Annotated in this window: 21 protein-coding genes and 1 tRNA gene; 18 read left to right on the forward strand and 4 right to left on the reverse strand. The window is 73.5% G+C overall.

From position 1 onward, the window contains the following. Window positions 1–66: 66 nt before the first annotated feature. From AB0P07_RS10280 to mnhG, 18 genes are all read left to right on the forward strand, one after another. Entirely contained in the window at window positions 67–501 is a 435-nt protein-coding gene (locus tag AB0P07_RS10280; protein WP_365547817.1) for a roadblock/LC7 domain-containing protein, read from the forward strand. Between the two features lie 2 nt (window positions 502–503). Beyond that, window positions 504–878 (forward strand): DUF742 domain-containing protein, encoded by a 375-nt coding sequence (locus tag AB0P07_RS10285; RefSeq protein ID WP_125627810.1) that lies wholly within the window; start codon window positions 504–506, stop codon window positions 876–878. After that, window positions 856–1,485 (forward strand): ATP/GTP-binding protein, encoded by a 630-nt coding sequence (locus AB0P07_RS10290; RefSeq protein ID WP_365547821.1) that lies wholly within the window; start codon window positions 856–858, stop codon window positions 1,483–1,485. The genes AB0P07_RS10285 and AB0P07_RS10290 overlap by 23 nt, the downstream gene beginning before the upstream one ends. Then, window positions 1,482–2,057 (forward strand): GAF domain-containing protein, encoded by a 576-nt coding sequence (locus AB0P07_RS10295; protein ID WP_365547824.1) that lies wholly within the window; start codon window positions 1,482–1,484, stop codon window positions 2,055–2,057. Before AB0P07_RS10290 ends, AB0P07_RS10295 begins: the two co-directional genes overlap by 4 nt. Before the next feature lie 373 nt (window positions 2,058–2,430). Then, window positions 2,431–3,459: an L-threonine 3-dehydrogenase gene (gene tdh, locus AB0P07_RS10300; RefSeq protein ID WP_365547827.1), complete on the forward strand. Its 1,029-nt coding sequence runs from the start codon at window positions 2,431–2,433 to the stop codon at window positions 3,457–3,459. Between the two features lie 31 nt (window positions 3,460–3,490). Continuing rightward, window positions 3,491–4,684, forward strand: coding sequence for a glycine C-acetyltransferase (locus tag AB0P07_RS10305; protein ID WP_365547830.1), 1,194 nt, complete (start codon window positions 3,491–3,493; stop codon window positions 4,682–4,684). A gap of 31 nt (window positions 4,685–4,715) precedes the next feature. Further along, window positions 4,716–5,618, forward strand: coding sequence for a LysR family transcriptional regulator (locus tag AB0P07_RS10310; protein ID WP_365547833.1), 903 nt, complete (start codon window positions 4,716–4,718; stop codon window positions 5,616–5,618). Between the two features lie 46 nt (window positions 5,619–5,664). Next, a complete protein-coding gene (locus AB0P07_RS10315; RefSeq protein WP_365547836.1) occupies window positions 5,665–6,273 on the forward strand; it encodes an XRE family transcriptional regulator in 609 nt (202 codons plus the stop codon). Continuing rightward, window positions 6,270–6,827: a GNAT family N-acetyltransferase gene (locus AB0P07_RS10320; protein WP_365547838.1), complete on the forward strand. Its 558-nt coding sequence runs from the start codon at window positions 6,270–6,272 to the stop codon at window positions 6,825–6,827. The genes AB0P07_RS10315 and AB0P07_RS10320 overlap by 4 nt, the downstream gene beginning before the upstream one ends. A gap of 30 nt (window positions 6,828–6,857) precedes the next feature. Beyond that, the gene (locus AB0P07_RS10325; protein WP_365547841.1) at window positions 6,858–7,217 is read left to right on the forward strand and encodes an MmcQ/YjbR family DNA-binding protein; all 360 of its coding nucleotides are present in this window, start codon (window positions 6,858–6,860) and stop codon (window positions 7,215–7,217) included. 161 nt (window positions 7,218–7,378) lie between these two features. Further along, a complete protein-coding gene (locus tag AB0P07_RS10330; protein ID WP_365547844.1) occupies window positions 7,379–8,713 on the forward strand; it encodes an MFS transporter in 1,335 nt (444 codons plus the stop codon). Window positions 8,714–8,818: 105 nt separating this feature from the next. After that, window positions 8,819–8,892: transfer RNA gene (locus AB0P07_RS10335), tRNA-Pro, on the forward strand. 116 nt (window positions 8,893–9,008) lie between these two features. Beyond that, window positions 9,009–11,912 (forward strand): Na+/H+ antiporter subunit A, encoded by a 2,904-nt coding sequence (locus AB0P07_RS10340; RefSeq protein WP_365547847.1) that lies wholly within the window; start codon window positions 9,009–9,011, stop codon window positions 11,910–11,912. Beyond that, complete coding sequence (locus AB0P07_RS10345) at window positions 11,909–12,673, forward strand: Na(+)/H(+) antiporter subunit C (RefSeq protein ID WP_256108090.1); 765 nt, start codon at window positions 11,909–11,911, stop codon at window positions 12,671–12,673. Before AB0P07_RS10340 ends, AB0P07_RS10345 begins: the two co-directional genes overlap by 4 nt. After that, window positions 12,670–14,349, forward strand: coding sequence for a Na+/H+ antiporter subunit D (locus AB0P07_RS10350; protein ID WP_365547850.1), 1,680 nt, complete (start codon window positions 12,670–12,672; stop codon window positions 14,347–14,349). The genes AB0P07_RS10345 and AB0P07_RS10350 overlap by 4 nt, the downstream gene beginning before the upstream one ends. Then, entirely contained in the window at window positions 14,346–14,945 is a 600-nt protein-coding gene (locus AB0P07_RS10355; RefSeq protein ID WP_365547853.1) for a Na+/H+ antiporter subunit E, read from the forward strand. The genes AB0P07_RS10350 and AB0P07_RS10355 overlap by 4 nt, the downstream gene beginning before the upstream one ends. Then, window positions 14,942–15,259 (forward strand): monovalent cation/H+ antiporter complex subunit F, encoded by a 318-nt coding sequence (locus AB0P07_RS10360; RefSeq protein ID WP_365547855.1) that lies wholly within the window; start codon window positions 14,942–14,944, stop codon window positions 15,257–15,259. Before AB0P07_RS10355 ends, AB0P07_RS10360 begins: the two co-directional genes overlap by 4 nt. Continuing rightward, complete coding sequence (gene mnhG, locus AB0P07_RS10365) at window positions 15,256–15,621, forward strand: monovalent cation/H(+) antiporter subunit G (RefSeq protein ID WP_365547858.1); 366 nt, start codon at window positions 15,256–15,258, stop codon at window positions 15,619–15,621. The genes AB0P07_RS10360 and mnhG overlap by 4 nt, the downstream gene beginning before the upstream one ends. Before the next feature lie 12 nt (window positions 15,622–15,633). Here mnhG and AB0P07_RS10370 read toward each other — a convergent pair whose 3' ends face one another. The 4 genes from AB0P07_RS10370 to AB0P07_RS10385 all read right to left on the reverse strand — a co-directional run bounded on the left by AB0P07_RS10370 (window position 15,634) and on the right by AB0P07_RS10385 (window position 19,788). Then, entirely contained in the window at window positions 15,634–16,161 is a 528-nt protein-coding gene (locus AB0P07_RS10370; RefSeq protein ID WP_030403731.1) for an NUDIX hydrolase family protein, read from the reverse strand. A gap of 80 nt (window positions 16,162–16,241) precedes the next feature. Then, window positions 16,242–17,390: an amidohydrolase family protein gene (locus tag AB0P07_RS10375; RefSeq protein ID WP_365547861.1), complete on the reverse strand. Its 1,149-nt coding sequence runs from the start codon at window positions 17,388–17,390 to the stop codon at window positions 16,242–16,244. 1 nt (window position 17,391) lies between these two features. Further along, entirely contained in the window at window positions 17,392–18,792 is a 1,401-nt protein-coding gene (locus AB0P07_RS10380; protein WP_365547863.1) for a glutamine synthetase family protein, read from the reverse strand. A gap of 126 nt (window positions 18,793–18,918) precedes the next feature. Next, a complete protein-coding gene (locus AB0P07_RS10385; RefSeq protein WP_365547866.1) occupies window positions 18,919–19,788 on the reverse strand; it encodes a hypothetical protein in 870 nt (289 codons plus the stop codon). Window positions 19,789–19,882: the final 94 nt, after the last annotated feature.

The following is a 19,882-nucleotide window of genomic DNA, read 5'->3' on the forward strand; positions in this document are numbered from 1 at the left end:
ACGCCCTTGATCACCCTCACGACCAGCGCTCCCGCAGACCTTCGTACCCCAAGGAGTCGATCCACCATGGCGAGCGATGCGCCGACCGGCCAAGTGTCCGACCTCGACTGGCTGATGAGCGGCCTCGTCCAGCGCGTGCCGCACACGAGCAGCGCGGTGCTCCTGTCCGCCGACGGACTGGTGAAGTCCGTCCACGGCCTCGACGCCGACAGCGCCGACCACATGGCGGCCCTGGCCTCCGGCCTGTACTCCCTCGGCCGCAGCGCCGGTGTCCGCTTCGGCGACGGCGGCGACGTGCGGCAGGTCGTCGTCGAACTCGACTCGGCCCTGCTCTTCGTCACCACCGCCGGCTCCGGCACCTGCCTCGCCGTGCTGGCCGGCCGCGAGGCCGACGCGGCCGTGCTCGGCTACGAGATGGCGATGCTGGTCAAGAGCGTCCGCCCCTACCTGGTCACCGCGCCCCGGCAGCAGGCCGTCGAACCCCCGGCGATGAGGCCTTGACGGTGGCCGCGGCCGGCGACGGGCCCTGGCTCGACGACGCGGCCGGACGGCTGGTGCGCCCCTTCACCGTCAGCAACGGCCGCACCCGGCCCACCGTCGCGCTCGACCTCATGTCCCAGGTCATGGCCACCGGGGCGACCCCCCTCGGCTACCTCGGACCCGAGCACACGCAGGCACTCGACCTGTGCCGGGCGCCCCTTCCGGTCGCCGAACTCGCCGGCCGCCTGCGGCTTCCGGTGGCGGTCACCAAGGTGCTGCTCTCGGACCTCGTCGACTGCGGCGCGCTGACCACCAAACCCCCCGCCGCGTTCCACCACCATCCCACGGACCGGGCCCTTCTGGAGGCAGTGCTCGATGGACTACGACGACAGCTCTGACCACGCACACGGCGAAGGCGCCGACCTGTTCCCGACCGCCCTGAAGATCCTCGTGGCGGGCGGATTCGGCGTCGGCAAGACGACCTTCGTCGGCGCGGTCAGCGAGATCGCGCCGCTGAGCACGGAGGAACTGCTCACCACGGTCAGCGCCGCGACCGACAACCTCGACGGAATCGAGAACAAACTCGAAACGACCGTGGCCATGGACTTCGGCCGCCTCACCCTGGACGCCGAACACGTCCTGTACCTCTTCGGCACACCCGGCCAGGAACGCTTCTGGTTCATGTGGGACGAACTGTGCGAAGGCGCACTCGGGGCGGTGATCCTCGCCGACACCCGCCGCCTGGAGGAGTCCTTCGCGGCGGTCGACTTCTTCGAGGAGCGCGGCCTCGGCTTCGTCGTCGCGATCAACGAATTCGACGGCTCCTACCGCTACGACCCCGAGGAGGTGCGCGCGGCCATGGACCTCCACCCCGAGATCCCGATCGTGCGCTGCGACGCCCGGATCTCCAGCTCCGGAGTCCAGACACTGCTCACCCTCGTACGCCACCTCATCGCCCACACCCCGGCCACCGCCTCGGGGTTCGGCGCCGGGGTCCGCCCATGAGCTACGACCCGCCGCGCCCGGCCGGACGTCTGCTGCTCACCCCGGAGGACCGGGAGGCCCCCGAGCGGGTACGACGCCTGCGCCGGCTCGGTCTCGCGGAACGCGCCGACCCGGCCCTCGACGCCTTCGCCACGCACCTCGCCGGTGTCGCCGAGGCGCCGTACGCGATGGTCAACTTCCCTGTCGAGGGCGGGCAGTTCTTCGCGGGCCTGCGGGTGCCGGAGGTCCCGCCGGCGACGCGCGGTGACGGGACCAGTCCCGAGTTCGGCCGGGTCCAGCCCCGCGACCACGGCTTCTGCCCCCACGTGGTGGTCCGGCGCAAGGCGCTGGTCCTGGAGGACGTGCGCGACTACCCGCGCTTCGCGGGCAACCCCGTCGTCGACGCCTTCGGCATCCGCTCCTACCTCGGCGCCCCGCTCATCGACGGCACGGGGACGGTGCTCGGCACCGTGTCCGCCGCCGACGTGCGCCCCCGCACCTGGGGCACCGCGGGCCTGGCGACGATCAAGTCGGCCGCGGCCGACCTCGTGCGGCGTATCGAACGCAGCGCGCAGGACGGGCTCCCGCTGTGAGTCCCGGGGCGATCGGCTGCCCGGGACGTGCGGCGTGAAGGAAAGCTGCGGCCGGGCTTAAGAAAGGCTCGATGGACCGGGGGCGGTGTCGTACGGCAGATTGCTGTGCGATTCCCCTCCCCCTTCCCGGACGCGGGCCGCTAGGGGGTGTCGTTTGGATCAGGCCGGCTCCGGGCGACGGTGCCTTGTGGCCGACCTGAGCGGGGTCTGGTGCGTGCAGCTGCAAGGCGGAGGAGGGCGCCAGGGCGGAGCCCTGGCAACCGACGACAACGCCGCAGATGTGCGTGCCAGGCCCCGCGACCCCGGCAAGATGCAAACGACACCCCCTAAGCATGCCCACCGCCGGGACCTCACCCCGTCAGGAGCGGTAGCGTTGAAGGCGCTGGTCAAGGAGAAGGCGGAGCCCGGGCTGCGGCTCGCGGACGTGCCCGAGCCCGTCGTCGGACCCGGTGACGTGCTGATCAAGGTGCTGCGCACCGGCATCTGCGGCACCGACCTGCACATCCGGGCCTGGGACGGCTGGGCGCAGCAGGCCATCCGCACCCCGCTCGTCCTCGGCCACGAGTTCGTCGGCGAGGTCGTCGACACCGGCCGCGACGTCACCGACATCAAGGCAGGCGACCGGGTCAGCGGCGAGGGCCACCTGGTCTGCGGCAGGTGCCGCAACTGCCTGGCCGGCCGGCGCCACCTGTGCCGCGCCACCGTCGGCCTCGGCGTCGGCCGGGACGGGGCGTTCGCCGAGTACGTCGCCCTGCCCGCGTCCAACGTCTGGGTGCACCGGGTCCCCGTCGACCTCGACGTCGCGGCGATCTTCGACCCGTTCGGCAACGCCGTGCACACCGCCCTGTCCTTCCCGCTGGTCGGCGAGGACGTCCTGATCACCGGCGCCGGACCGATCGGCCTGATGGCCGCCGCCGTGGCCCGGCACGCGGGTGCCCGCAACGTCGTGATCACCGACGTGAGCGAGGAGCGGCTGGAACTGGCCCGCAAGGTCGGCGTCAGCCTCGGCCTGAACGTCTCGAACGCGACCATCGCCGACGGACAGCGTGAGCTGGGCCTGCGCGAGGGCTTCGACATCGGCCTGGAGATGTCCGGCCGCCCCGAGGCCATGCGCGACATGATCGCCAACATGACGCACGGCGGCCGGATCGCCATGCTCGGCCTGCCCGCCGAGGAGTTCCCGGTCGACTGGGCCCGCATCGTCACCTCCATGATCACCGTCAAGGGCATCTACGGCCGCGAGATGTTCGAGACCTGGTACGCCATGTCCGTGCTGCTCGAAGGCGGCCTCGACCTCGCCCCGGTGATCACCGGCCGGTACTCCCACCGCGACTTCGAGGCGGCGTTCGCCGACGCGGCCAGCGGCCGGGGCGGCAAGGTCATCCTCGACTGGACCGCGTGAAGACGTACGTATCCTCTTAGGAGCTTCTGAGATGTTCGACTCCGTGCGCGACGACCTGCGCGCCACCCTCGACGAGATCCGCGCCGCCGGCCTGCACAAGCCCGAACGCGTCATCGGCACCCCGCAGTCCGCCACCGTGAACGTCACCGCGGGCGGCCGCCCCGGCCAGGTCCTCAACTTCTGCGCCAACAACTACCTCGGCCTCGCCGACCACCCCGACGTCGTGGCCGCCGCCCACGAGGCGCTGGAGCGCTGGGGCTACGGCATGGCCTCCGTGCGCTTCATCTGCGGCACCCAGGAGGTGCACAAGGAACTGGAGGCCCGGCTCTCCGCGTTCCTCGGCCAGGAGGACACGATCCTCTACTCCTCCTGCTTCGACGCCAACGGCGGCGTCTTCGAGACGCTCCTGGGCCCGGAGGACGCGGTGATCTCCGACGCCCTCAACCACGCCTCGATCATCGACGGCATCCGCCTGTCCAAGGCCCAGCGGTTCCGCTACGCCAACCGCGACATGGCCGACCTGGAGGCGCAGCTCAAGGCCGCGGGCGAGGCCCGCCGCAAGCTGATCGTCACCGACGGCGTCTTCTCCATGGACGGCTACGTCGCCCCGCTCGACGAGATCTGCGACCTCGCCGAGCGCTACGACGCCATGGTCATGGTCGACGACTCGCATGCCGTCGGCTTCGTCGGCCCCGGCGGCCGCGGCACCCCCGAGCTGCACGGCGTCATGGACCGCGTCGACATCATCACCGGCACCCTCGGCAAGGCGCTCGGCGGCGCCTCCGGCGGCTACGTCGCGGCCCGCGCCGAGATCGTCGCCCTGCTGCGCCAGCGCTCCAGGCCGTACCTGTTCTCCAACACCCTCGCCCCGGTGATCGCCGCCGCCTCCCTCAAGGTGCTCGACCTGCTCGAGTCCGCCGACGACCTGCGCGTACGGCTCGCCGAGAACACCGCGCTGTTCCGCCGCCGGATGACCGAGGAGGGCTTCGACATCCTCCCCGGCGACCACCCCATCGCGCCCGTCATGATCGGCGACGCGTCGAAGGCGGGCCGCATGGCCGAGCTGCTCCTGGAGCGCGGCGTGTACGTGATCGGCTTCTCCTACCCGGTCGTCCCGCAGGACAGGGCCCGCATCCGCGTCCAGCTGTCCGCCGCCCACTCCACGGACGACGTGAACCGCGCGGTGGACGCCTTCGTGGCGGCCCGGGAGCAGCTCACGGCCTAGAAACCCTCAGTGACCTGAGAGAATCGATCCCATGATCGAGGCGCGGCGGCTGCACATCCTGCGAGCGGTGGCGGATCACCGCACGGTGACGGCGGCGGCCGCCGCGCTCTACCTCACCCCGTCGGCGGTCTCCCAGCAGCTGGCCGCCCTGGAGCAGGAGACCGGCCACCGCCTGGTCGAGCGCGGCGCCAAAGGCGTTCGTCTGACCCCGGCCGGCGAGATCCTGCTCAGCCACACCAACGCCGTCCTCGCCCAGCTGGAGCGGGCCGAGGCAGAGCTGGCCGCCTACGGCTCGGGCCAGGCCGGCACGGTCACGGTCGCCTCCTTCGCGACCGGCATCGCCCTCGTCGTCGCGCCCGCCCTGGCCCGCCTCGCCGCCTCGGCGCCCGGCATCCGCGTCCGCGTCCAGGACGCCGAGGGCGACGCAAGCCTGCCGATGGTCCTCGACCGGCAACTCGACGTCGCCGTGGCCGTCGAGTACCGGGGTGCGCCGGCCGCCGACGACCCGCGCCTGACCCACGTCCCGCTGTACGCCGAGCCCTTCGACGCGGTCGTCCCGGTCGCCCACCGCCTCGCCGACGCCGCGGAGGTCCCGCTCGCCGAGCTGGCCAAGGACACCTGGATCGGCCCCTACCCGGGCAACCCCTGCCACGACGTGGTCGTGCTGGCCTGCGAGAACGCGGGCTTCCAGCCCCGCCTCGAACACTCCTCGGACGACTTCCGCGCCGTGGTCTCCCTCGCCGCCGCCGACGCCGGGGTGGCCCTCGTCCCGCGCTCGGCGCTCCACGGCACCGACCTCACCGGCGTGGTCGTCCGCCCGGTCGACGGGGTCGCTCCCACCCGCCGCGTCTTCGCGGCCGTACGCCGAGGGGCGGAGGAACACCCGCTCATCCGCCCGGTGCTGGACGCACTCGGCGAGGTGGCCCGGGCGTGAGGCTTCCGTAACCGGGCTGTCTCATTTCCGGGATATCCTCCCGAATATGACACGAGATGAGGAGTGCGCGGACGACGAGCGCGCGGACGACGAGCGCGCGGATACGGTCGACGCCCGCCTCGCCGCGCGGCTGGCCGAACTGCGGGCCGAACGCGGCTGGTCGCTGGGGGAGCTGGCGGAGCGCAGCGGGGTCAGCCGCTCCACCCTGTCCAGGGCCGAGCGGGCCGAGACCAGTCCCACCGCCGCTGTGCTGAACCGCCTGTGCGCGGTCTACGGGCGGACCATGTCCCGGCTGCTCGGCGAGGTCGAGGGCGAACCCGCGCCGCTGGTGCGGGCGGCCGAGCAGGCCGTGTGGGAGGACCGCACGGGCGGGTTCGTGCGCCGCTCGGTGTCCCCGCCGCACGCCGGACTGCGCGGCGAACTCGTCGAGGGGCGGCTCGCCGCGGGCGCCGACATCGCCTACGACCGGCCACCCGTGCCCGGTCTGGAACAGCACGTCTGGCTCCTGGAAGGGGCCCTGGAGATCACGGCGGGGGACGTGCGGCACGCCCTCGCCGCCGGGGACTGCCTGCGGATGCGGGTGTGGGGGCCGACACGGTTCCGGTGCGCCGGAACCGAGACCGCACGCTATGCGCTGGCGGTGGTCCTGCCGTGATCGTGGACCGTGTCGACGAGCACGGGGTGGTCGGTCTGCTGGACGGCCTGGCCGGTCTGCTGACCGACACCGTCGCGGGCGGTGCCTCCGTCGGCTTTCTCATCCCGCTCGGTCACGCGGAGGCCGCGCACTGGTGGCGGGGGCGGGCCGCCGCGGTGGCCGCCGGTCGGCTCGCCCTCTGGGTGGCGCGGGAGGAGGACCGGGTGGCCGGAACCGTGAGCCTCGCCCTGCCGGACAGACCGAACAGCCGCCACCGCGCGGAACTGGCCAAGCTCATGGTGTCCCGCGAGGCCCGCGGTCGGGGACTGGGCCGACGGCTGCTGACCACCGCCGAGGAGGCGGCCGCGGCGGCCGGCATCACCCTGCTCCACCTGGACACCGAGACCGGCAGCCCCGCCGAGCACCTCTACCGGTCCGCCGGATGGACGCGGGCCGGCACGATCCCCGACTACGCGACGGACCCGCGCGGGGAACTGCGGCCGACGACGCTGTACTTCAAGCAGGTCGGCGGGCAGGACGGCCGCCGGACGGGCACACCCGCCGTCGCCCGGTGATTGTCAGTGCCGGCGGATACCGTGCCTGTCATGCCGGACGCAGAAGACGTACGCCGTATCGCCCTGTCCCTGCCGGACACGACGGAGAAGATCGCCTGGAGCATGCCCACCTTCCGGGTCGCGGGAAAGATGTTCGCGACGCTCCCCGAGGAGGAGACCTCCCTCGCGGTGCGCTGCCCGAAGGAGGAGCGCGACGAACTGGTGCTGGCGGAACCGGAGAAGTTCTGGATCGCCGGCCACGAGGCCCAGTTCGCCTGGGTACGGGCCCGGCTCGCCGCCCTGGAGGGCGAGGACGAGCTGCGCGACATCCTCGCCGACTCCTGGCGCCAGGCGGCCCCGGTCCGGCTGCTGGAGGCCCACCCCCGGCTGGGGCTGCCCGCAGGCGGCTGAAAACCCCTCGGGCGTTGTCAGTGCCCCGTGGCATGATCCGAAGGCGTGCGTGACGGCCGGGACCGGAGGGGGGTCCCGGCCGTCGGACGCACGGTGCGCGGGACCGGGGGTGCGGGGGCGGTTCGCCGGCGGGGGACCGGCAGGGGAGAGAAGAGAGCGGGATGGCCGGTACGTCGTCACAGGCCGGGCGCCAGGGCGCGCCCGCGGACGGGCAGCGGGCGGCGGCGCGAGCCGTCTGGTCGCGGGACTTCGCCCTGTTCTTCACCGCCCGGGCCGTGGCCCGCCTCGGCGACACCATGCTGCCCGTCGCCCTCGCCGCCGGCCTGCTCCAGCACGGGTACGGGGCGGGCGCGGTCGGCCTCGCCATGGCCGCCACCGCCGCCGCCTTCGCCGGTCTGGTCGTCTTCGGCGGAGTCCTCGCCGACCGCTTCAGCACCCGCAAACTGATGATCGGCGCCGACCTGGTGCGGCTCGGCACCCAGGCCCTGGCCGCCGCCTTGTTCTTCTCCGGACACGTCGTGCTCTGGCAGATCTGCGCCATCGGATTCGCCAACGGCGTCGCGGGCGCCGTCTTCCAGCCCGGCGTCGCCAGCACCGTGCCCCGGCTCGCCTTTGACGTCCAGGGCGCCAACGGCGCGATCCGCGTCGCCGAGTCCGCCGCCCAGCTCGCCGGCCCCGCCGTCGCGGGTCTCCTGGTCGGCTTCGCCTCACCCGGCGGGGTCTTCGCCGCCCACGCCACCACGTACGCGATCAGTGCCCTGTGCCTGCTGCTGCTCCGGCTGCCGCCGCTCCCGCCGGGCAGTCGGGCGGTGTCCGGCCGCGGGAGCAGGGCCTTCCGCGCCGACCTGGTCCAGGGATGGCGGGAGTTCCTCGCGCGCCGGTGGCTGTGGAGCGTGATAGCCGTCTGGTGCGTCTACATGATCGCGGTCTGGGGCCCGACCGTGCCCCTGGTCGCCACCGAGGTGGTGCGGGAGCACGGCCCGCGCGCCTACGGACTGGTCAACTCCGCCCTGGGTGCGGGGACCGTCGTGGGCGGTCTGCTCGCCCTGCGGCTCAGGCCGCTGCGCATGCTCCGGGCCGGCGCGATCGCCCTCGTCGGCTTCGCCGCCTTCCCCGCCAGCGTCGGTGCCGGGCTCGGCGTACCCGCGATGGCGGCCGGAGCCGCCGTCGCCGGGGCCGGCATGTCCTTCTGGGGCGTGATGTGGGCGACCAGCGTGCAGACCCAGGTCCCGCCGGACGTCCTCAACCGCATCCACGCCTACGACGTCGCGGGCTCGCTGGCGATGATGCCGGTGGGCCAGGCCCTCGCGGGCCCGGCCGCAGCCGCCCTCGGCGCCGACCACGTCCTGCTCGTCGCGGGGGCGACCAGCTTCGCCGTGTGCGCCGCCCTGCTGCTGATACCGGCGGTGCGCGGGCTGGTCCGGGTGGAGGCGGCCGCGGCGGGCCCGGGCGGCACCCCGGCCGTGACCGAGCCGTCGCGCACGCGGAAGTGCTGACGCCGCCGGATGCCGCGCCGGAAAAGCCGTGCGCGACCACCGGCCCGAGTGCGGTATGGTTTTCCTGCACGTTCGGCCGGGGGAAACCCCAGGTCAGGCGGGCAACGGGACGTGGCGCAGCTTGGTAGCGCACTTGACTGGGGGTCAAGGGGTCGCAGGTTCAAATCCTGTCGTCCCGACTGGAGACAGTCGTTGATCGAGGGGCGGTTCCGGAGAGATCCGGAACCGCCCCTCGATTGTTCGCCCTGCGGCGTGCCTGGGCGCTCAGGCGAGATGCCCGATATATCACTGTCGGGTGTCCGCGCTCATCCTCTGCCACTTCGCGCTCGCGCTGTTCGCCGCGCCGCTGGTGAGACGGTGCGGAACGCGTGCCTTCCTCGTACTGGCCCTGCCGCCCGCCGCGGCGACCGTCTGGGCCGCCACCCGGTGGAGCACGACGGCCGCGGGCGGCGCCGACACCGTCGCATGGCGCTGGCTGCCGGCCTACCGGGTGGACTGGGCGCTGAGACTGGACGCCCTCGCCGAACTGATGGTGCTGCTCGTCGCCGGAGTGGGCACGCTCGTCCTGGTCTACTGCGCCTCGTACTTCGACGACCGCTCGCGGCAGCTCGGCAGGTTCGCCGGCAACCTGCTCGCCTTCGCCGGGGCGATGCTCGGGCTCGTGCTCGCCGACGACCTGGTGCTGCTCTACGTCTTCTGGGAACTGACGACGGTCTTCTCCTACCTGCTGATCGGCCAGACCAGCGACCGCAAGCGCAACCGGCGCAGCGCCCTGCAGGCCCTGACGGTCACCGCACTCGGCGGCCTGACCATGCTCGTCGGCCTCCTGGTCCTCGGCCACGAGGCGGGCACCTACCGCCTCTCGGCGATCCTGGCCGATCCGCCGCCCCCGTCGGCGGCACTGTCCACGGCGATCGTGCTGATCCTCACCGGCGCCCTCGCCAAGTCCGCGATCTGGCCCTTCAGCCTCTGGCTGCCCAACGCCATGGCCGCCCCCACTCCGGTCAGCGCCTATCTGCACGCCGCCGCCATGGTCAAGGCCGGCGTCTACCTCGTCGCCCGGCTCGCCCCCGCCTTCGCCGACGTCACGCCCTGGCGCCCGCTCCTGCTGGTGGCCGGCTCGGTGACGATGCTGCTGGCCGGGTGGCGGGCACTGCGGATGAACGACCTGAAACTCGTCCTCGCGTACGGCACCGTCAGCCAGCTTGGCTTCCTCACCGTCCTCACCGGAGCCGGCCGCCACGACACCGGCCTCGCCGCCACCGCCATGATCCTCGGGCACGCCCTGTTCAAGGCGCCGCTCTTCCTGGTCACCGGCATCGTCGACCACGCCACCGGCACCCGGGACCTGCGGGGGCTCTCCGGACTCGGACGCCGGCTGCCCGCCGTGTGCGCCGTCGCCGTGACCGCCGGGGCGTCCATGGCCGCCGTACCGCCCCTGCTCGGCTTCACCGCCAAGGAGGCCGCCTTCCAGACGCTCCTGGACGGGAGCACCGGCGACCGCTGGGCGCTCGCCGCGACCGTCCTCGGTTCGGCCCTCACCACCGCCTACACCCTGCGCTACCTGTGGGGCGCCTTCGCCCGCAAGCCCGGCCTGCCCGACACCGACGCGCACCGCGTGCCGGTGGCCTTCCTCGCGCCGCCCGCCGTGCTCGCCCTGGCCTGCCTGGTCCTCGGACCCGGGGTGACCTGGCTCCAGGGCCTGCTGGGCAGCTACGCCGGGCAGTTCCCCGCGCCCGCCCATCCCTACCACCTCACCCTGTGGCACGGAGCGGGCCCGGCCCTCGGCCTGTCCGGCGCGGCGTGGGCGGGCGGGGTACTGCTGTTCCTCGCCGCGAGCCCCGTCGCGCGGGTCGGCCGGCAGCTCGCCTGGCGCTCCGCCGACCTCGTCTTCGGACGGATGCTGCTCGCCCTGGAACGCACCGCCCTGCAGTGCACCGGACTCGTGCAGCGCGGCTCGCTGTCGGTGTACCTGGTGACGACCATGAGCGTGGTCCTCGCGGGGCAGCTCGCCGTGCTCGTCGTCGACGAACCCTGGACCGGGGTGCCCGCCCCGAGGCTCTGGGACCACCCGGCCCAGGCCGGTGTCGCCCTGCTGACCTGTGCCGCGGCCCTGCTGTGCCTGCGCGTGCGGCGCCGGATGAAGGCCGTCGTCTTCGCCGGCCTCACCGGCTACGGCACCGCGCTGCTCTTCGTCGCCCAGGGCGCGCCCGACCTCGCGCTCACCCAGTTCTGCGTGGAGACCGTCTCGATGATCGTCTTCGTGCTGGTGCTGCGCCGGATGCCGGTGCGCTTCGAGGAGAACTTCAGCCGGTGGCGGCGCCTGCTGCGGATGCCGGTGGCCCTGGCGGGCGGCGCCGCCGTCGCCGTCGTCGTCTGGATCATGGCGGGGCACCGCCGGGCCGACAGCGCGGGCGCCGCGATGGTCGAGGAGACCGCGCACCACGGCCTGAAGGACGTGGTCGCCACCATCCTCGTCGACCTGCGGGCCTGGGACACGATGGGGGAGTCCGCGGTGCTCGCCGCCGCCGCGATCGGCGTCACCAGCCTCATCTACCTGCACCGCCGCGCCGACGGGACCGAGCAGCCCGTCCTGCCGCTGCCCGGCGACCACCCGCACGCCGGACTGCGCACCGCCTGGCGGGCGGGCGGGTACGAGTCGGCGGGGCTGCCCAGCGGCGACGAAGGGGCACCGGAGCGGACCTGGCTCGCCGCCAGCGCCACCCTCGCCCCCGAGCGCCGCTCACTCGTCCTGGAAGTGGTCGCCCGCCTCATCTTCCACCCCGTCCTCGTCCTCTCCGTATACCTGCTGCTGTGCGCGGAGAACCTGCCGGGCGGCGGCTTCGTCGCGGGCCTGACCGCCGGCGTCGCGTTCATCGCCCGCTACCTCGCCGGCGGACGGCACGAACTCGCCGACGCCGTGCCCTTCAAACCGGGCCTGTTCACCGGCCTCGGCCTCTTCCTGTCCACGGGCATCGCACTGGGCGGCCTCGGCGAGGGGACGGTGCTGCACGGCTGGACCTGGCACGGCCACCTGCCCGTGTGGGGCGACGCCCACCTGTCCACCGCCGTCCTCTTCGACTGCGGGGTCTACCTCCTGGTCCTCGGCGTGGTCCAGGACATCGTGCGGGCCCTCGGCGCCAGGATCGACCGCCAGATCGAACGGGCCGCCCCACGCCCCGAGACGGGCCGCGCATGACCGTCAGCCTCTCCCTGCTGGTGGCCGCCGCCGTCCTCAACGCCGTCGGCGCCACCCTGCTGTTGACCCGGTCCCTCACTCGGATCCTGCTGGGCGCCGTCGTCCTCGGCAACGGCGTCAACCTGCTGGTGCTCGCCTCCACCGGCAGCGCTGGCGAGGCACCGCTGCTCTACCCGCACATCATCCGCAACCGCGTCACCGACCCCCTGCCCCAGGCCATCGCCCTCACCGCGATCGTCATCACCCTCGCCACCACCGCGTTCCTGCTCTCCATGGCCTACCGCAGCCACCAGGTCACCGGCTCCGACGAGATCAGCGACGACACCGAGGACCGGATGGTCGCCCTGCGCGCCGAGTTCCTCGACCGGCGCGGCGAGCTCCGCGACCGCTACCGCGAGGCCCGCGCCGAGGACGGCGGCGCCGACGCCGAGCAGCGCGCCCGCTACCGCGCCGCCCGCAAACGGCTCCGCCGCCGGGTCCGCCGGGAACGCGCCTACCAGGCCCGCGCCAACGACGTCTCCGGCAACCTCTGGAACGACATCCTCGGCGCCGACCCCGAGGACTACCGGGAAGGCCGCGAGCTGGGCTCCACCGACGCCGCGGGCCGCCCCGGACCGGCGCCCGCCCGGATCGCCGGGCCCTCCAACGACCCCGAGGAGACCGGCCGCGAGCCCGACTCGCTCCCCGGCGAGGACTCCTGCCACCCGCCGCCCGACCAGCCCGACGACCCGGGCGGCGCCGGCACGGAAGGAACCAGGTGAACGCGCTCGTCCCGCTCCCCGTCCTGCTGCCCCTGTGCGTCACCGGCCTCAAGCTGGCCATCGGGCCCCGGCTGCACCGGCTCCAGCGCTTCATCAGCCTCGCGGTGCTCGGCGCGGTCCTGGTGCTCTCCGTGGTGCTCATGGTGGCCGCCGACCGCCACGGCCCGCTCAGCGTGCACCTCGGCGACTTCGCGCCGCCGGTCGGCATCACCCTCGTCGCGGACCGGCTGGCGGGGCTGATGCTCACCGTCTCCAGCGCCGTCACCCTGCTCGTCCTCGTGTACTCCCTCGGCCAGGGCATGGCAGACCGCGACGACCAAGCGCCGGTCGGGGTCTTCCACCCCGCCTACCTCATCCTCGTGGCGGGCGTCTCCTGCACCTTCCTCGCCGGTGACCTCGTCAACCTCTACGTCGGCTTCGAGATCATGCTCGTCGCCAGCTTCGTCCTGCTCACCATCGGCGGCACCGCGACCCGGATCCGCGCCGGATCGACGTACGTGATCATCTCGCTGTTCTCCTCCGTGCTCTTCCTGATCGCCATCGCCATGACCTACGCGGTCGCCGGGAGCGTGAACCTCGCCCAGCTCTCCCTGCGGCTCCAGGAGGTGCCGCTCGGGGTGCGCACCCTGCTGGAGGCCATGCTGCTGACGGTCTTCGCCATCAAGGCGGCCGTGTTCCCGCTGGCGGCCTGGCTGCCCGACTCCTACCCGACCGCGCCCGCACCGGTCACCGCGGTCTTCGCCGGGCTGCTGACCAAGGTCGGCGTGTACTCGATGCTGCGCACCCAGACCCTGCTCTTCCCCGGCCACCGCCTGGGCGACCTGCTGATGCTCGCCGCGCTCGCCTCCATGGTCGTGGGCATCCTCGGCGCCGTGGCCCAGACCGACCTGAAGCGGGTGCTGTCCTTCACCCTCATCAGCCACATCGGCTACATGGTCTTCGGTATCGCGCTCGCCGGGCACGGCTCGATCAGCGGCGCGATCGTGTACGTCGCCCACCACATCACCGTGCAGACCACCCTGTTCCTCGTCGCCGGGCTCATCGAGCGGCGCGACGGCACCACGGAACTCACCCGTCTCGGCGGCCTGGCGAAGGCGGCGCCGCTGCTGGCCGTGCTGTTCTTCGTGCCCGCCATGAACCTCGCGGGCATCCCGCCGCTGTCCGGGTTCATCGGCAAGCTCGGTCTGATGCGGGCCGGTGTCGACGCGGGCGGCGGCTGGGCCTGGGCGCTGGTCGCCGGGTCCGCGGCGACCAGCCTGCTCACCCTCTATGTCATGGCGAAGGTCTGGAACCTCGCGTTCTGGCGCGACGCGCCACCGGGGGCGGAGGAGGAGGGCGTGGTGCTGGAGTCCGCCGAGGACGAAGAACCGGGCGACGACGAGGACGACGGGGAGGAGGAGAGGGCGAGCGGCCCGGGGAGAGGCAGCGACCGGGGACGGGACGCCGGTGCCGGGCTGCCGGTGCCGGCGGGCGCCGTGGTCTCCGAGGGCTTCCTGGGGCAGTCCATCACCACCACCAAACGGCTGCCCTGGCCCATGACGGCGGCGACCGGCGCCGCCGTCGCCCTCGGCCTGTCGTACACGGTGCTCGGCGGCCCCCTCACCACCTTCACGCAGGCCGCCGCGACCGAACTCCTCGCCCGCACCCCCTACATCGAGGCGGTGCTCGGCCGGTGAGCAACCTCTTCCGCGACCGTTCGCCCTACAGCTGGTCCTTCAGAGTGGGCCGCGGCCGGCGCGTCCTCGACCTGCCGCTCGTCGGCTGGCTCACCGTCATCTGGATCCTGCTGTGGGGCAGCCCGTCCTGGGCCAACCTCGTCAACGGCGTCCTCGTCGCCGTCTGCCTGTGCCTGGCCTTCCCGCTGCCCGCCGTGGACATCGGCCTCAGGCTGCGCCCGCTGGGCATCCTGCGCCTCGCCGCCTACCTGCTGTACGACATGTTCTCCTCCAGCGTCGAGGTCACCCGGCAGATCTTCGCCAAGGGCCCCTACCACGCCGCGGTCGTGGCCGTCCCGCTGCGGGTGCGCAGCGACCTCATGCTGACGGCCACCGCGGTCGCCGTCTCCAACGTCCCCGGCGGCTCCGTGATCGAGGTGCGGCGGTCCACGGCCACCCTGTTCCTGCACGTCCTCGACGCGGCCAACCCCGGCGAGATCGAGGGCGCCCAGCGGCAGGTGTGGCGCATGGAGGAACTCGTCGCCCGCGCCTTCGGCACCGCCGAGGACATCGCCGACGCCGCCCGTCCCGTACCGGAAGGTGACCTCCCGACGTGACCACCCTGCACGCCGTCGAAGACGCCCTGCTCGTCGCCTCGCTCGCGATGATCCTCGTCGCCGGCGCCCTGCTGCTGTACCGGATCTGGTACGGCCCCTCGATGCTGGACCGCGCCGTCGCCCTCGACGTGCTCGCGGCGCTCATCATCGCCGGCATCGGCGTCAAGGCCGCCCACGACCGCGACTCCTTCTACTTCCCCGTGATGCTGGTGCTCGCCTTCCTCGGCTTCAGCGGTTCGGTGGGCATCGCCCGCTTCATCGCCGTACGCGACCGGCCCTCCGTGCAGCCGGACGGCAGGCAGGACCACCGGTGAACGCCTGGACCGATGCCGCCGACCTGGCCGGGACCGTGCTGCTGCTCCTCGGCTGCCTGCAGTGCCTGCTCGGGGTGATCGGGATGCTCCGCTTCCCCGACGTGCTCTCCCGCAGCCACGCGGCGACCAAGCCGCAGACGCTCGGCATGCTCCTCGTCCTCGCCGGAGTGGGACTGCGGCTGCGCCACGGCACCGACGTGGGCACGCTCGCGCTCATCGTCTTCTTCCAGTTCCTCACCAGCCCGGTCGCCTCCCACCTGGTGGCCCGCTCCGCCTATCGCACCGGGCAGACGGGATCCCGGGGCCTGCTCCGGGACGACCTGGACCCGCAGTTGAGCGACGAGGGCCGGCGCGAGGAGTAGCCGGGGAAGCGGTCAGCCCACGCAGCCCACGTGCGCCAGTGCCTGCTTCAGCAGCACCCCGTGCCCGCCCGGCATCTCGCTCTGCACCGCCTCGGACAGGGCCTCGCGCGGATCGAACCAGACCAGGTCGAGGGCGTCCTGGCGCGGCCGGCAGTCACCGGTCACCGGCACGACGTAGGCGAGCGAGACCGCGTGCTGCCGGGGGTCGTGGTACGGCGTGACACCGTGCGTCGGGAAGTATTCCGCCACCGTGAACGGCTGGAGCGAGGACGGCACCCGGGGCAGCGCCACCGGGCCGAGGTCCTTCTCCAGGTGGCGCAGCAGGGCGTCCCGCACCCGCTCGTGGTGCAGCACCCGGCCGGAGACCAGCGTCCGGCTGACCGTTCCGTCGGGCCCGATGCGCAGGAGCAGGCCGACGCTGGTGACTTCGCCGCTGTCGTCCACGCGTACGGGCACGGCCTCGACGTACAGGATCGGCATGCGGGCGCGTGCCATCTCCAACTCGTCCGTCGTCAGCCAGCCCGGCGTGGTCTCGGTCATGTCAGACATCGCTTGATCATACTTTCAGCCGTTCGAGAGTCCCGGGCGGCGCTCCGGGACTGTGACCCGTCACACGCCGCTCAGCCGTCGTCCGCCGGACCGCCGGGAAGCCCGTAGACCCGGCGGGCATTGTCGCGCCCGGCCCAGCTGGCGAGGCGCAGCGCGTCCGGCAGGGACAGCTCGTCGGCGTCCACCCGCTCCTGCAGCAACCCGGCCAGCCCCCGGCGGAAGGCCAGCGCCCCCAAGTGGTGGAACTCGGCCACCCCGTAGGCGTCGGAGCTGTACAGCAGCTTGCGGAACGGAGTGATCTCCAGCGCCTCCGCGAGGACCGCGCCCGCCCGGGCGGGGCCGACGTGGTGCAGGGTGAGACCCACGTCGAGGTGCACCCGCTCGAAGACCGCCGACAGATAGGCCGCCTGGCGCTGGTAGGGCCAGCAGTGCAGCAGCAGGACCGGGATCGTGCCGGCGGTCAGGTGCAGCCAGTCGGTCAGCAGGGCGGGGTCCACCCGGTGCATGCGGATGTCGGCGTCCCCGAACCCCGTGTGCAGCTGCAGCGGCCGCCCGAGGTCCACGGCGGTCCACAGCAACTCCCGCACCAGCACCGGGTCGTCCAGCCGGCCGCCGCCGCGCGCCAGCCAGCGCGCGGCGGCCCGGGTGACCTCGGCGGGCGAGGGACGGGCCGGGTCCAGGTCGAAGCCGGTGCGGTAGGCCGCGACCGACTTGACGCCCACCACGCCCGGCCGCCCGACCGCCTCCCACGCGGCCGTACGGAACGCCTCCGCGTACGCGTCCGGCTCGACACCGCCCGCCGCCACCGCCTCCGCGACGCCCTCCAGCCGGACCACCTCGTAGGCCGCCGCGCCCGCCGCCGCGGCCAGCTCGGCCGGACCCGTCACGGGGTGCGGGGCGAATCCCGTGTCCACGCAGAACATGCCGGCGCCCGCGGCCCGCAGGAACCGCCGGTTGACCTCGGCCGCACCCAGTTCCGCGCGCCGGGCCACGTACCCGTCGGCGGGGGCGTGGCGCGGCAGGTCCAGCAGGGGCGCGCAGTGCCGGCGTACGGCGAGGCCGACGGGAGTGTCGAAGGGGGAGACGCCGGGCCACGCCTCACCCGCGGTGAGCAGGGCCTCGAACCCGGCGCGGTCCAGGTCGTCGGTCACCGCGCCGTGGCAGTGGTGGTCCACCAGGTCGAGCGCGGCGAGCCACTCGTGCACGGGCCCGGCGGTCATCTCAGTACTTCCAGCGGTAGGCCGCCGCCACACCGTCGTCGTCCAGTCCCTCGGCCGCCGCGGCCTCACCCAGCCGTACGGCGATCACCGCGTCGGTCAGTACCGGCCCCAGCGCCCTCCTGAGCACCTCGTCCGTACGGAAGGCCGCCACCGACTCCGTGAGCGTGACCGGCAGCCGCCGCACGCCCCGGGCCGCCGCCTCGGCGGGGTCGAGCCGGGCCGGGTCGCCGGTGGTCTCCTCCGGCAGCGGCGCGGACGAGGCGAGCCCGTCGAGGCCGGCGGCGATCACCGAGGCGAGGGCGAGGTAGGGGTTGGCGGCGAGGTCGACCGGCTTGACCTCCAGATTGGCCGCGCGGTCGTGGATCCCGGCGGTGCCGGTGACGATCCGCAGCGCGGCCTCGCGGGTCTCCCGGCCCCAGGCGGTGAACACGCCCGCCCACTGCGACGGTCGCAACCGCAGCCGGCTGGCGGGGCTGGGCGCGGTCATCGCCGTGAGCGCCGGGAGCCGGCCGAGGACTCCGGCCACGAAGGACTCGGCCTCGGTGGTCATGCCGTAGCGGCCCGTGCCGCCCGCGTGCAGGTTTGCTCCGTCACGCCAGGTGGAGAGGTGGAGGTGCCCGCCGTTGCCGACGCCCTGCCCGAGGACCGCCGGGGCGAAGGAGACGCGCAGCCCGTGTCGCCGGGACACGGCCCGGATCGTCTGCCGCACCAGCACGCTGTGGTCGGCCGCCGCCACCGGGTCGAGCGCGCCCACCGAGAGCTCGAACTGCCCCGCCGCGTACTCGGGATGGAACTGCTCCACGTCCACGCCCTGCGCCGCGAGCGCCGCCAGCAGGTCGGCGGCGCAGTCGCTCAGCTCGATCTGCCGAACGGCGCCGTACGCGGGTCCGCAGACCGCGGGGACGAACGCGTCGCCCTCCGCGTCGTCCCGGCCCACGGCCCACTCGATCTCCACGGCGGCCTTGAAGGTGACGCCGTGCCGCTCGGCCGCCCCGGCCACCGTCCGGCGCAGCACGGTACGTGCGCACGCCGGATGCGGTGCTCCCTCCTGCGTGATCCGGTCGACCGGGGCCCACGCCCAGCCGGGCTGCGCCGCCAGCACGGTCAACCGGTCGAGGTCGGGGTAGAGGCGCAGGTCGCCGTCGGGGGAGCCGAGGACGTCCGTGGTGACGATCGAGTCGTCGGCGAGGAAGGTGTCGAACACCGGTGACATGCCGACGCCCCAGGCGGCGGTGGGAGCGAGCTTCGCGGTGGGCACGGTCTTCACCCGCGTGATCCCGGCCGTGTCGACGTAGGCCAGGACCACGCCGTGCACGCCCTGCCCGGTCAGCTCGCCGCTCAGCGCGGTGGCCCGCTCCACTTCACCGGGGCGGCCGCCGGGCACGGGGTCGCTCTCGCTCACGTCTGGGCTCCTTCGCGCGTGCGCCGTCCGTCGTGGACCATTGTGCCGTCCGGTGATCACGCTGTCCGGGTTTCGCCGGATGTGCGCACGACGCGGTGAAGGCCGCCCGGGATGCCCCGGTGGAGGTCAGTCCAGGTTGGTGGGCTGCGGCGAGGGCGTCCCGCCGTCGAGGACGGTCTGCAGGCGTTCGGTGCCCTGGCGTACGCCGCGCTCGACGGAGGAGGCCTGCCCGCCGTCCAGACCGCCGGCGGTGATGGCGAGGGCGGAGGTGTCGACGCGTACGGCGGCGATGTCCAGGGTGAGCGTGACCGGGGTGGAGTCGGCGCTGCCCTGCACGGTCACGTGCACACCCTCGCGGGCGTCGCCGACGTCGGGCACCGAGGCCTCGGTCACCTGGACCGTGCGCTTGTTGCCGTCGGGGTCGGTCGCGGTGAACTCGTCGCAGGTCTGCGGCAGGGAGTCCAGCCACTTCATGCGGTCGTCGAGACCGGCGCGGTCGTACCCGGCGACCTGCTCCAGGAGGCGGGAGTCCCCCTGCTCGAAGCCGGTGAGCGCGGACGGCCCCGACGGCTCGCCGAGCAGGTTGTCGCGGTAGAGCCCGTCGAGCAGCTGCTGACACTCGGCCGCCTCGGCCTTCGCGGAGAGGAAGGCGGCCACGTCGACCTCGCCGACGAGGAGCCGGTCGCGCCACTTGTCCGCGTCCTGGACCTGGTTCCAGTCGTCCTCCAGGTCGGCCTCGGTGAGCAGGGCGGCCTTGGCGCCGGACTCGGTGAGGGTGCCCGGGGAGGCGCTGGGCGAGCCGGTCGGGGACGTCGTGGGGGAACCGCTCGGGGTCTGCTTCGCCGCGTTCTGCTCGGCGATGCCGGCTTGTTCGGCGGCGGTGCCCGAGGCGCTCCGCGAGCCGGCACCGTCCGAGCAGGCCGCTGTGGTCAGCAGCGCGCCCGCCGCCAGGGCGGAGGCCAGGAGACGGACGGGGTGGGACGGACGACGGCTCATCGCGGGATGCCCTCCTGGGACGGGAAACGGTGTCCTCAGGGCATCACCGGGGCCGAAGGCGCACCAGCGCACCGGGCTGTTCGGGTGAGGGGCC

The organism is Streptomyces sp. NPDC085944, assembly GCF_040686295.1.
Taxonomy (GTDB): domain Bacteria; phylum Actinomycetota; class Actinomycetes; order Streptomycetales; family Streptomycetaceae; genus Streptomyces; species Streptomyces salinarius.